At 40.4% G+C, this 12579-nt stretch carries 9 protein-coding genes; 3 read left to right on the top strand and 6 right to left on the bottom strand.

Features of this window, described 5'->3' with window-relative positions:
- Positions 1-40: 40 nt before the first annotated feature.
- The 3 genes from EQO05_RS07175 to EQO05_RS07165 form a co-directional block, all read right to left on the bottom strand.
- Positions 41-1738 (bottom strand): catalase, encoded by a 1698-nt coding sequence (locus EQO05_RS07175; RefSeq protein ID WP_128505118.1) that lies wholly within the window; start codon positions 1736-1738, stop codon positions 41-43.
- 693 nt (positions 1739-2431) lie between these two features.
- Positions 2432-2968, bottom strand: coding sequence for a PH domain-containing protein (locus EQO05_RS07170; protein WP_128505116.1), 537 nt, complete (start codon positions 2966-2968; stop codon positions 2432-2434).
- Between the two features lie 154 nt (positions 2969-3122).
- Positions 3123-4211 carry a PEGA domain-containing protein gene (locus tag EQO05_RS07165; RefSeq protein WP_128505115.1) on the bottom strand — a complete coding sequence of 363 codons (1089 nt, stop codon included), beginning with the start codon at positions 4209-4211 and terminating at the stop codon, positions 3123-3125.
- A 427-nt stretch (positions 4212-4638) separates the two neighbouring features.
- Between EQO05_RS07165 and EQO05_RS07160 the strand changes: the two genes are divergently transcribed.
- From EQO05_RS07160 to EQO05_RS07150, 3 genes are all read left to right on the top strand, one after another.
- Complete coding sequence (locus tag EQO05_RS07160) at positions 4639-5439, top strand: EFR1 family ferrodoxin (RefSeq protein ID WP_128505113.1); 801 nt, start codon at positions 4639-4641, stop codon at positions 5437-5439.
- Positions 5440-5589: 150 nt separating this feature from the next.
- The gene (locus tag EQO05_RS07155) at positions 5590-6315 is read left to right on the top strand and encodes a TetR/AcrR family transcriptional regulator (protein ID WP_128505111.1); all 726 of its coding nucleotides are present in this window, start codon (positions 5590-5592) and stop codon (positions 6313-6315) included.
- Between the two features lie 172 nt (positions 6316-6487).
- Entirely contained in the window at positions 6488-6727 is a 240-nt protein-coding gene (locus EQO05_RS07150) for a DUF2683 family protein (RefSeq protein WP_128505109.1), read from the top strand.
- Between the two features lie 371 nt (positions 6728-7098).
- Here EQO05_RS07150 and nudC read toward each other — a convergent pair whose 3' ends face one another.
- The 3 genes from nudC to EQO05_RS07130 all read right to left on the bottom strand — a co-directional run bounded on the left by nudC (position 7099) and on the right by EQO05_RS07130 (position 12475).
- Positions 7099-7968: an NAD(+) diphosphatase gene (nudC, locus tag EQO05_RS07140; RefSeq protein WP_128505107.1), complete on the bottom strand. Its 870-nt coding sequence runs from the start codon at positions 7966-7968 to the stop codon at positions 7099-7101.
- A 278-nt stretch (positions 7969-8246) separates the two neighbouring features.
- Complete coding sequence (locus tag EQO05_RS07135; protein ID WP_128505106.1) at positions 8247-10904, bottom strand: calcium-transporting P-type ATPase, PMR1-type; 2658 nt, start codon at positions 10902-10904, stop codon at positions 8247-8249.
- Positions 10905-11410: 506 nt separating this feature from the next.
- Complete coding sequence (locus EQO05_RS07130) at positions 11411-12475, bottom strand: DUF4352 domain-containing protein (protein WP_128505104.1); 1065 nt, start codon at positions 12473-12475, stop codon at positions 11411-11413.
- Positions 12476-12579 lie beyond the last annotated feature (104 nt).

Raw genomic sequence — 12579 nt, 5'->3', positions numbered from 1 at the left:
TTCCTCGTAAACTTGATAGTACCGATGTATATTTTAATATTTACAAAAGCCAGGGATCATTTTCGGGTTCAATGTAGGGATCGCCGTTAGTGTCAATTTCCCTGCCTGAATCTTTTTTCATTGTAGGTTGATTTAATTCGGAATGTTTATTGTTTGCTTCGTAATTGGCTTCTCTTGAAGTGCGCTTCGGCAAATTTAAATCAACGGTTGAAATATCTATCTCCAATGCTTTTGCAACACCTTCACCATATTTAGGGTCTGCCTGATAGCAGCTATAAATATATCTGTGCTTGATTTGAAGAGTGGAATCACCCATATTTCGGGCAGTGTTTTCAAACAAAACCTGTTGCTGATCAGGAGTCATAGCTCTGAATAACTCTCCTGGCTGGGTATAATAATCACTGTCATCTTCTCTGAAATCATATCTCCAGATATCTGTTGAACCTGTTTTTTCAACTGGAAGTGCATATTGGGGCTGATCTTTCCAGTTTCCATAGCTGTTGGGTTCATAATGCACTTGACTTCCTCTATTACCATCAACTCTCATCTGTCCGTCTCTATGGAAGCTGTGATAGTTTTTAACGCCCTGAGGAGAATTCACAGGTATCTGGTGGTGGTTTACTCCTAATCTATACCTCTGTGCATCTCCGTAAGAGAACAAACGTCCCTGTAGCATACGGTCCGGGGAAAAACTGATTCCCGGTACTACATTAGCCGGTGAAAAAGCAGCCTGTTCCACGTCTGCAAAATAGTTTTCAGGATTTTTGTTTAACTCGAATTCACCAACCGGTATTAACGGAAAATCCTTTTTATGCCACATTTTGGTCAGATCAAAGGGGTTATTCTTCATAGAATTAGCCTGTTCCTCTGTCATAACCTGTATATACATTCTCCATTTCGGGAACTTGCCTTTTTCAATAGCTTCGTACAGGTCTCTTTGATGGCTTTCGCGATCCATTCCGACAACTTTTTCAGCTTCCTGGTCGGTTAAGTTTCTTATACCCTGCTGCGACCTGAAGTGGAATTTTACCCATACACGTTCATTATCTTTATTTATTAAACTGTAAGCATGGCTGCTGAATCCATGCATGTGCCTGTAAGAAGAAGGCAGTCCGCGATCACCCATAATAATAGTTAGCTGTAGCAGAGCTTCCGGTAAAGATGTCCAGAAGTCCCAGTTAGTATTCGGGCTACGCATATTGGTTCGCGGATCACGTTTAATTGCGTGGTTCAGATCCGGAAACTTTAGAGGATCTCTGAAAAAGAATACTGGCGTGTTATTCCCTACCATGTCCCAGTTGCCTTCTTCAGTGTAAAACTTCAAAGCAAAACCACGAATATCACGCTCTGCATCAGCTGCTCCACGCTCACCGGCTACGGTAGAAAAGCGTGCAAACATTTTAGTTCGTTTCCCTATTTCAGAAAATATGGCTGCTTTAGTGTAATTGGTTATATCATGAGTTACGGTAAATGTTCCAAATGCCCCTGAGCCTTTTGCATGCATTCTACGCTCTGGAATTACTTCTCTGTCAAAATGTGCTAATTTTTCCAGAAACCAGATCTCTTGAAGCATAAGAGGTCCGCGTCTACCGCTTGTCATGCTATCCTGGTTGCTTTCCACCGGAGCTCCTGCTACTGTAGTTAATTCAGGAGTATCCCCCACTGTTTGATTTCTGCTTGGAAGCGGCTCACCTAATTGGTTTTTATCCATTGGATTCTTATAGTTGTCGCCTTTCATAAAATACCCTCAACTATGTGCTCTCACGCTAACTTTTTATGTTCAAATCAGGGCATTATCAAGTCTATTAGGAAAAAATCATTTCCAGCAGAATTTAGGAAAGTAAACTATTTCTCCCTCATAGACCTGACAGAACCTCAAAACCTCTTCCCCATAAAGGCAAATGTTTTTACTATATTTTTTTTCTATAACTATAATTTAAAACCATATATTAGCTCTGGTTAACATTTATTGTTATATCTTTGTCCAATCTTTATGCAGCACTAATGCCTTGAACATTAAATAAACTCCTAAAAGGTATGAAAAAAGAATAAACATTCACAGACAATAAACTATACTGCTAATTCAATTGATATTGAGCTGATTCCAAAACTCAAAAACTGCTCTTTGAATTTTGTTTTGAGATGAACAATCGAACTATTGATCCGGAAAATAGTTATGGGTACCTCCCAATATAGGAGTAAAAGTGGCTTTTGGGATAGGCTCATTCATAAAGTTGCCTTCCCAAAAAACAAACTATCCTCTTTTAAAAGAAAATTACAGAATAAATAAAGCAAAAATCCAGGTGGAACTTTTTGAGATAAGTTTGTTATCAAGCTGACGTGTTTACTTTTATTGGTTATTTCCTCGAAATGAGGAAAAAATGTAGCCTTTAAAAGGCTACCTGAATATTTACAAGAACTAAAAAATTATTTAAATTCCTAGCAGTTTCTTCTTTTTTGCACTAAATTCCTCTTCTGTCAAAATTCCTTGATCTTTTAAGTCTGCCAATTTTTTAATTTGATCTGCTAAATCCCCTGAAGAATTTTGGTTTACTTCTGATGGGTGATTTGGATGTTCTTTAATTTCTGTAATTCTAGCTCTAACATAATCAGAGAAGTTTCTTACTATTTTTTTATCGACTTGTTGTATATCTGCTTTATTTCCAGATGCGAAAATTGTAAGTTCTCCAAAAATCAGTCCAGTTTTGTATTGAATTGAGCTAACCTTATCATATGGAAAATCCTCAACACGAAGGCCATAAATCAGACCCTTATCAATGAAAATCAATCTTTTGTTTGTTGCTACTAATATACCATTTTTCTTTTCATATAACCCTTGTACGAGTTTTTCAATTCTTTCGTCTTCCCATAAAATATTTGGTAATTCTTTAATCTCTTTATGCCCAAACAATTTACTTGTAGTATCAAGATGTGAAATTTGGTCTTTGACTTCCTCTAATGTTGGCATAGTTTCACCCGATAAACATAATTAATTGAATAATTCATAAATTTTAATTGCTTTGATATTAAAAAATCACTGAAATTTTTGTCATTACACTATCAATTCTCAAAGCCTGAACATTTTGGTCAAAGCTACTGTTTATGTCATAATTTTATATAGATCAACTCATTTTGTAAAGCACCACTTTATCGCAAATTCTACTTGCTTCTTCTTTGGTAATTCCATACTTTTTGGCAACTTCTTCCATTATTAAGTCTTCATCTACAGTTGCTGTTGGGTCACTCAAGTCAATATTATCCCATGCAGCGCCATAGCATTTCTCATAATAATCATAGATTTCGTACTCTCTTTCTGTAGGGCTGTCTGAAGCATCTATATTTCCAACTTTATCTTTAATGTCAAACACATATTGATAGGAAGTTCGATCATTACTAAATGCAATTTCTGGAGTCATAGAGCCCCAGTCACCGTTTGGGCACCATTCGACTTTACCTAGAGTGAAAGCATCATTTACATCCTCTTCTCTGTCATAAGCAAAAACAACAACCTCATCAATATCATTGTTTTCAGATGCTTTATCCATCACCACTTGAATTAGTGTAGATTTTAGTTCTTCTTCTGAAATATCAGAAGAAATTACAACTCTGTATTCTTTTCTCACATTCAGTGGTAAAGAATTAATTTCTTCTGTTGTGTATGAAGATAAAGACTTAGTTAAAGCTTTAATGCTTGTATCTTCCTCTTGTATGATATCGTAATTCCTCACCAATGAACTATCGTAGTCAGTTGAAGGTGTTGATTCAGTTGTTGGTGTCTCTGTCGATGTTGGATTAGGTTCTGCATATGGAGTAAAAGTCCAGCTTATTGTTTTTGTATCTAAACTCGTTACATCTACTGTTAATGTTTTTGGATTGTATCCAGAAAGATATAAATCTACAACATGATTCCCTTCATCCACAGACAACCCTTTTACTGGGGAGAAACCCTGTGTAACTCCATCAACTGTAACACTAGCACCTGTAGGACTTGTTACTATGTCCAATGTTCCTTTATTATCAGGTGTTTCCGTCACAGTTTTCTCTGTGCTGGCTGGTTCGGGTTCTTCTTCTTGCGCTGCCTGCACTTCACCTGTCTGTATATTCTCAGACTTAACTGCTGTCTCAGTATCATCACCTGACTCGCTGCACCCCAGAGATACAGTAAACCCAAGGATTAGAACAATTATCAGAATTACATTTTTATTGTTCATTATCAAACCTTTTAGAACTTTGTAAAAGTAAAAAATCTAACCACTTACTTTGGATTCTTTTGTCATTTTAAGTAGATGGTACAAACATTTTTTAATGTTTTTATTTTGTGTGTTTTCACTAAACTCTTCTATTTGCTTATTCTTGTTCAGGTACTGAATAAAATTACAAATGAGCGCATATTAGGGACAAATGCCAAATAAAAAGATCCTTCTGTGACTGTTTTTTATGAAGGAGGCGGTAATGCCCTTATTTACGAGAGAAAGTTTTTGTAATGATCATAAAAGTTTTACCCCCCGTCAGGTATCTGATATTTTTTCCTTGTGAAATAATTTTAAACTAACTGATAGTTATTTACTAACCGCCATTTATTTAATTACCAACCGTTATATTATAACTTGGAGTTACATAGTTAACGGAGGAAATGAAATGGAAATGGAGTCTGTGAAATTAGTCTATTTCTCACCTACCGGAACAACCGCCGCGGTTGTTCAGGGCATTGCGCATGGTATTAATGCAGGCACCGTGGAGTTAATTGATATTACCAGACCGGATGCAAGAAAACAGCCATTAGTGATCTCAGAAGATGAATTGCTTGTTGTTGGAGTTCCCGTTTATATGGGAAGAGTGCCGGCATTATTAAATGAATGGCTGAATGCAATTCAGGCTCATAATACGCCGACCGTTTGTGTTGTGGTTTACGGCAACCGGGTGTATGACGATGCACTGCTCGAACTGAAAAATACTGTAATGAAATGCGGGTGTGTTCCCATTGCCGGGGCAGCATATATCGGGGAGCACTCATTCTCAAATTCCGAGACACCAACAGCACAGGGACGTCCGGATGAAGATGATTTGCATCATGCAGAAGCATTCGGACAGAAAATACGTGAAAAGCTGCAACCGGTTTCGTCAATCTCTGAGGTTTCAGATGTGCATGTGCCTGGCAATTATCCTTATGGGGGAGTTACAAAACTGTGGATTGTTGATTTTATCGCGGTCAGTGATGAGTGTTCGCAGTGTGGAACCTGCGCAGAGGTGTGTCCTGTCGGTGCTGTTGATGCAGAAAATTCCCGTCTGGTTGATACGGAGAAATGCATTACCTGCTGTGCGTGTATCAAAAGCTGCCTGCAAAGTGCCAGATCCATGAAACCCGGACTGGTTAAAGATGCATCAGTGCGTCTCCATACGCTCTATAGCCAGCGAAAGGAGCCTGAATATTTTATCTAATGAAAATACCTGAAAATATCCTGAATGTATCCTGAATATATCCCAATTGATTAAAGCGGAAAACTGGAATACATCATTCCTTAAATCATATAATTGACAGTTATAATATAAAACACAAATTTATAAATGTGGGTCAGGTTGAGTAGAACTATGGGAATCGCCGATAGAAGACAGAGAGAAAAAGAACAGCGAAAGACCGAGATTATTGATGCAGCCGAGCGTCTCTTTTTCTCTCGAAGTTATGAAGATGTTTCCATGGAAGACATCGCCCGCGAGGTCGAACTGAATAAGGCTACCATTTATCTGTACTTTAAAAATAAAGAGGCACTTTACGCTACTATCGTACTCCGTGGCATCGAGATCCTGAAGGAAAAATACACGGAATGCATGGAAAAAGAGGTACCTGGTATTGTCAAGGTAGCCCTCATGGGTCAGGCTTATTACCGGTTTGCACAGGAATACCCGGATTATCTTCGAATGATCCATTTTTACGGTTCCGAGCGTTTTTCCAAAGAGAACCCGTGTACTGCTGAGATCGGAAAGGGATACGGTGCCTGCCGTTTGATCCTGCGGGATGCGATCCGGGAAGGTATTGATGACGGTACAATCCGCGCCGATCTCGATCCGTTCCTTACCTCGATGTACCTCATGATCTCCTTCATGGGTATCCTGTCAATGGAAAATAAATGGAAACTGGTGATCGAGGCTGAGGGGTTCAGCTACGAGCAGTATACAAGTGAGTTTTTCCGGTTCATCATTCCTGCTATTTCTTCCAGTGAGAAATCTCACAAAATGGCTATCAAGGATTTCACATCATCTGGATTCTTTTTAACCGAGCCTGTGGAACCTGAGAAGAAAATGAGGAAGAAATCTTAAATGTTTTAGAATTTGAGGTTGAGTTTCTTCCTCTGTTACATTTTATAATGCATTTTTAATATATCTGAGCAATAACAGCCAAACATCCTTCTTTTAATCTTCTTGTTTATAGTGAGGATTACCATTAAACATTTATTCAATGTATACATCATACATATATGGTGTATACTTCATGGTCCAGGCAATGATCAATATTGATGAAAAAACAAACAGGATACTTAACATCATAAAAGCCAAATACGGCTTGAAAGACAAAAGTGCTGCTATAATGCATATGGCAGTCGAATATGAAAAAGAAATTATGGAGCCTGAACTCAGGCCTGAGTTTATTGAAAAGGCTCAGGAAATCATGAAACAGGAACCTATCGATGTAGGAACGGTTGAGAATTGGAAAAAAGTGCTCGACTGTTGATCTTACATGTATCGACTACAAGTGAGACCAGAAGTTCAAAAAATTGTCGAGAAGCTAGCAAAAAAAGACAAAAAGCAAGTTGAAATCATATTTAGCAAGGTAAATGAAATTCTTCAGGATCCTCATAGGTACAAAAATTTGAGGTCTCCTCTCAATCACTGGAAAAGGGTGCATATTGATTCTCATTTTGTTTTGATGTTTCAGTGGATGAAAAAGAAAATATTGTTATTCTGGAATATTACGGACATCATGACGATGTATATTGAGAAGATAGGGCATACCGTAAGTCAGATGAATATTCTGAAAAAGATATAAAATAGAAAAAGGTTGCAGTAGGATGAATAAAACTCTGAATCAAATATGAATCCGTTTTAAACTTCCATCCCTTCTTCTTTAAGGAAATGGTCAATCAGCTTTCTTGCAATGCTTATTTTTCCAGGCAGGACAGGCAGGTCTCCGGCAGGGAACCATTTTGCGTCATCGATCTCAAGCCCATCGGGCTGGATATCCCCTGAACTGTACTCCGCAGTAAACCCGATCATAAGAGAATTCGGAAATGGCCATGCCTGTGTCCCGAAATAGTTGATATTTTTAACCTCGATTCCCACTTCTTCCCTGATTTCCCTGACAACAGCAGCTTCGGCGGATTCTCCGGGCTCGACAAAACCGGCTATTAAACCATACAGGCATTGCGGGAAACTTGGCGACCTTGCAAGTAAGATTTCATGCTCTTTCCGGATAAGCACGATCACGGCAGGCGAGATTCTGGGATAGAAAAGCTCCCCGCAGTCAGGACACTCTTTTCCCCTTTCTCCGGGCTTTTGCAGGGTTTTTGTCCCGCACCGGCTGCAAAATTGATTCGTCCTGTCCCATTCCATGACCTGAACGGCTTTATTAACAAGCGCAAAGCACTTCTCATTCATTTCGGAATATGCCTGCCTGAGATCCGCAAATTTCGTTCCCTCAGGCGCCTGCGAGTCTTCCGGAAGCTCTACGGAATAGCAGTGGGTTCCGTCAAGCGTTCCGAGATACTGTTCCCTTATTCCCGGAAGCCCGAGTTCCTCAAAATTTAGCAGCCTGGGAATTGCTCCGGGATTTTTATTAAGCCTGAGGAGAATCTCACGTCCCCGGAAAATAAACCAGAGCGCTTTTTCCGTCCTGTCGGCTGGAGGCTCGATACCTACGATAAATTCCGGGCAGAATTCCGGGCAGATGGGATTTACCCTTTCTACTGGGGTCATAATGTTCAATACTTATTGTTTTTGTTCTATATATGATTACAGGAGAATTTTTATTTATCTCTTTTATCGCTGTTTTGTATTTTCTGCACTGCGGCGGTTTAAGTTTATTCCAAACTTCTTATAAAGGGCACAGAAAAGTTCAGTCCGGACACTATAATTATAGAAGTTCAGAAGAATCAGGTTAACTAAATAAAAAAGCCTTCAGTTTCTAAAAAAATATAAAATTAAAAACATAAAATTGAACAGGGCTGCTTAAAAGCAAACCCTGTTTCCTAATTTTACCTGTGTACTCTCCATTCCAGATATTTCGTAAACTCCATGACTATAAGGGTGGTTGAAGCAAGCGGAATTATCATTGCCCAGTCGGAAAGCGCGAGGGGAACAGTCCTGAAAGCCATTTGCATGAAAGGCACATAGATTGCAGCAAGCTGCAGGATTATTGTGCTTAATACGGCATAGATAAGGGATCTGTTGGTAAAGATCCCCAGGGAAAAGATCGAATATCTCTCCGAGCGCCAGTTAAAGGCATTAAACATCAGGGAAATGACAACCAGAGTAAAGATCAGAGTCTGGATCTTCGGAAGGGGCACTCCGTTACCGAGAGCCCAGTAAAGGACTCCAAGCGACTGGACTGCAATCAAAAGTCCAAGTCCGAGACTGGCTATAAGCATTCTTTTTGAAACGAGCCCTTCTTTTGATCTTATGGGTTTCTGCTTCATAAGCCCCCTGTCAGGAGCTTCCAGGGAAAGCGCCATTGGCGGCAGGCCGTCTGTTATAAGGTTGATCCAGAGAATCTGGACTGCAATGACAGGGAGGATCTGCCAGGCAAGCACTCCTGCAAGGACAATAAGAACCACTCCTATGTGGCAGGTGAGGCCGTAGGCAATGAAGTTTTTGATATTTTTCAATATATTCCGGCCCTCTTCCACTGCCGACACGATGGATGCGAAATTATCGTCGGTCAGGATCATGCTGGACGCTTCCTTGCTGACGTCCGTGCCTGTAATGCCCATTGCAATGCCCATATCTGCGGCTTTGAGGGCAGGAGCATCATTTACCCCGTCTCCGGTCATTGCAACTATGTATCCCTTTTTCTTGAGAGCCTCAACAACCTTGAGCTTGTGCTCGGGATACACCCTTGCATAGACCGAGACTTTCTCCACGATCTCTTCAAATTCTTTATTATCAAGGGCATCCAGCTCGATACCTGTAAGAACAAGATCTCCTTCCCGATAAATTCCGAGTTCTCTGGCAATTGCAAAAGCCGTGGTCTTGTGGTCGCCCGTAATCATTACGGTCTGGATTCCTGCACTGGTACATGTAGCAATCGCAACCTTTACCTCCTCTCTCGGGGGGTCACGCATACCCATAAGCCCTGCAAAAACCATTTCCTTTTCAGCTTCTTCAGCAATGATATCCTCAGGAACTTTGCGGTAGGCAAAACCCATGACTCGAAGCGTCTGGTTTGCTAGGTCGTTTAAGACATCGAGAATTTCCTGTTTTCTTTCAGGGGTTAACTCTTCCTCATGCCCTCCAAGGAAAATCTTCGTACAGGAAGCAAGAATAACCTCAGGAGCTCCTTTGGAATATGCATACAGCCCATCTTCGGAGCTGTTAAGGGTAGTCATCATCTTCCTCTCGGAAGAGAATGGGACTTCTCCTTTCCGCCTGTGCTTCTCCTCAAGGGCGTTTTTCCAGATGCCCTCTTTAGCTGCTGCGACTACAAGAGCACCCTCTGTAGGGTCGCCTGTAATATCCCATACTCCGTTTTCCTCAACCAGCCCTGCATCGTTACAGAGCGTTCCGGCAACCAGCAGCCTGTGAAGGTGCACATCCTCAGAAGCAGGTACATCTCCGCTGAAGAAATCTCCAATCGGTTTGTATCCCTCGCCTGTAACGTTTAAGAGAGTTCCGTTAACGTATACTTTCTCAACTGTCATCTTGTTCTGGGTAAGCGTCCCGGTCTTGTCGGTACAGATGATATTGGTAGAACCAAGCGTTTCTACCGACGGCAGCTTTCTTACAAGCGCGTGCCTTTTTACCATTCTCCGGACACCAAGCGCAAGCCCGACTGTTACGACTGCGGGAAGAGCTTCCGGAATTGCGGCAACCGCAAGGGCAACTCCCCAGAGAAACATCTCAAAGGGATCGAAGCCCTGGAAGATTCCGAGTACAGCCACAAAAGCGACAACTATAAGGGTTGCAGTTCCGAGCCAGCGCCCGAACTGGTCAAGTTTATCCTGAAGGGGGGTTCTCTCCCTCTCGATTTCTCCCAGAAGCCCGGCAAGTTTCCCGAAAGCCGTACTCATACCTGTTGCCGTAATAACGGCTTTTCCCCTGCCGTAAGTGACCGAAGTTCCGGTGTAAACCATATTTTTCCTGTCAGGCTGAGGGGTTTCGGTAGGGAAAACCTCAGTGCTTTTTTCTACAGCAACGGATTCTCCTGTAAGGGATGATTCGTCTATCTTAAGAGAAAGAGCTTCAAGAAGTCTTGCATCCGCAGGAATCCTGTCTCCTGCCTGCAAGATCAGAATGTCGCCAGGAACGAGCAGAGAAGAGGGAATTTTTACCTCTTTCCCGTCCCTTACAACCAGAGCTTCGGGGCTGGTCAATGATTTCAAAAGTTTAATTGACTCTTCTGCCCTGTATTCCTGAACAAAACCAAGCACGCCGGCAAGGATTACAGTAAACAGTATCACAAAAGCGTCAACAAGCTCCCCTAAGAAAGCGGAAACCAGTGCCGCAGCCATCAAAATCAGAATAAGGAAACTCTTGAACTGGGAAAGAAAAAGTTTTACAACCGAAGTCTTTTCTTCTTCTTTAAGTTCGTTTTTTCCGTATTTTTCAAGCCGATTCTCCGTTTCTCCCGAACTCAGCCCGGTCTCGGACGTGTTCAGGGTTTTAAGAACCGCATCAGCGGCTTCATCATAGAACATCCAGTTTTTATCTCCAGTTAATCCATGCAAACGCCTTCATGTCGAGAGCGTTCACAATCTGCCAGTTTTAACTATATTTTCTTGAATGTGATTAATTCGAGAAAGTATTAATTTGGGAGGATTATTAATTCATTAATAGAATATAGAACTTGGGATGTAAAAAAACTAATAATGAATTTGCTTTCCTTGGAAAGTCCTCAAAGATATCATTAATCCTAGATTTAGTAGCAAGGATACTTTAGCCGTCCTTTCTAATTGGTCAATATTTCCAGCAACACACTTGGTTTTGTTTTCAGTTTTTTATTCCGGACTTCAGTAATGATAGAATAGACTTTTTTTAGTAAATGAAAAACAAGAAACTGTTAGGCTGGAAACTCCATCAAGATATTAACAATTTAATAATAAAACTTATATGCAAAATTTTATTTTCAAATTCCTTTTATAAAGGGAAAATAGGAGGAATTTGATCATCCACACCTCCTAGCTTTTCAAGGTTTTGTATCAGGTTATGAGTATATAGTTCCATCCGATCCAGGACCGTCATAATACATATCCAGATCACTAATTGACGGTTCTACATCCACGAGATATGCTATTTTAGTTGTTATTTTGCCACCAGGTCCAACGTCCGTTGTCATGTGGTTCAAAGAACTGTCATATGTTGAACTATCATGTTGATAGTACATATCGCCAATTTTCAAGTGCCAATAACCCGGATTGGTTGAATATGTTTGGTCACCAGTATTATTTATTTTTAGAGTGACTAATACATAGTTTTTGTTTTCTGGTGCTTCGCTATACTCACCTATTTTTTTTGTGGTTTCGGCTTGCCATGTGCAGTAATCGAAAATGTTATGAGTCGAACTGTCTGCAGACTTTGTACTTTCGCTGGTATCTGCATTGTCAATTGTCTCTTCACTGGGGTGTATACCTCCTGATTCTGTATCTGCTTCTTTGTCTGCTGGTGTTTTGCTTGCACTGTTCTTGGAAACTGGTATACCTGTAGTAGCAAGACGACCTATAGTTGTAGACTGGTCAACAAGACTTTGAATTGTACATGAAACAACGTCGTTAGATGTGCTATTCATACCTTTATATATTAATTTTATAGGTGATCCAACTTCAACATTACCATCGACTTTATACGCAAAAGTCGCCGAAGCTTCGTTGCCGGGTTTGACATAGGAAAGAGTATCTTTGTCTGAATTTTTGAAGTCTGATGACATATAAGCACTATAAGTCTTACCATTGATCTCTAAATCCCAATTGTTCTGATCAATTGAATATGTTTTATCTCCGTTATTGTTTATGTAAAGTAAAAAAACAACAAGACTATTTTTTTCAGATGGGCTCACCTGAAAAGAGCCTTTACAATATTGAAAAACACCCGTATATGGTGTAGCTACAGTTGCTGCAGGTGTATTAGCATTTACGTTGCCTGCTTGTACTGCATTTGAAGCCGATGCTTGATTGTCACCACCAGAAGATGCGAGGAAGCCAATTGTCACAATCGCTCCGAGACAAAAAAGGAGAATACCGATCACTATATTCATAGTTGTCTTTGATACCACGCACTACACTCCATTGTTTATGTTTTACTTATTTCCTGACACCAACAAAGTAAGCAATAAATAACAAAAAGCAGATTTCAGGACTAGTTTTATTACTTCATTCG

This window comes from Methanosarcina sp. MSH10X1, assembly GCF_004099695.1.
In the GTDB taxonomy this organism is placed as follows: domain Archaea; phylum Halobacteriota; class Methanosarcinia; order Methanosarcinales; family Methanosarcinaceae; genus Methanosarcina.
Note: the sequence above shows the minus strand (reverse complement) of the source record. Positions and strands in the feature narration are given on the sequence as shown.

What these genes read in the sequence shown, in the direction of transcription:
- EQO05_RS07175 (WP_128505118.1), bottom strand. Translation starts at nt 1,738, where the DNA reads ATGAAAGGCGACAACTATAAGAATCCAATGGATAAAAACCAATTAGGT.
- EQO05_RS07170 (WP_128505116.1), bottom strand. Translation starts at nt 2,968, where the DNA reads ATGCCAACATTAGAGGAAGTCAAAGACCAAATTTCACATCTTGATACT.
- EQO05_RS07165 (WP_128505115.1), bottom strand. Translation starts at nt 4,211, where the DNA reads ATGAACAATAAAAATGTAATTCTGATAATTGTTCTAATCCTTGGGTTT.
- EQO05_RS07160 (WP_128505113.1), top strand. Translation starts at nt 4,639, where the DNA reads ATGGAAATGGAGTCTGTGAAATTAGTCTATTTCTCACCTACCGGAACA.
- EQO05_RS07155 (WP_128505111.1), top strand. Translation starts at nt 5,590, where the DNA reads ATGGGAATCGCCGATAGAAGACAGAGAGAAAAAGAACAGCGAAAGACC.
- EQO05_RS07150 (WP_128505109.1), top strand. Translation starts at nt 6,488, where the DNA reads ATGGTCCAGGCAATGATCAATATTGATGAAAAAACAAACAGGATACTT.
- nudC (WP_128505107.1), bottom strand. Translation starts at nt 7,968, where the DNA reads ATGACCCCAGTAGAAAGGGTAAATCCCATCTGCCCGGAATTCTGCCCG.
- EQO05_RS07135 (WP_128505106.1), bottom strand. Translation starts at nt 10,904, where the DNA reads ATGTTCTATGATGAAGCCGCTGATGCGGTTCTTAAAACCCTGAACACG.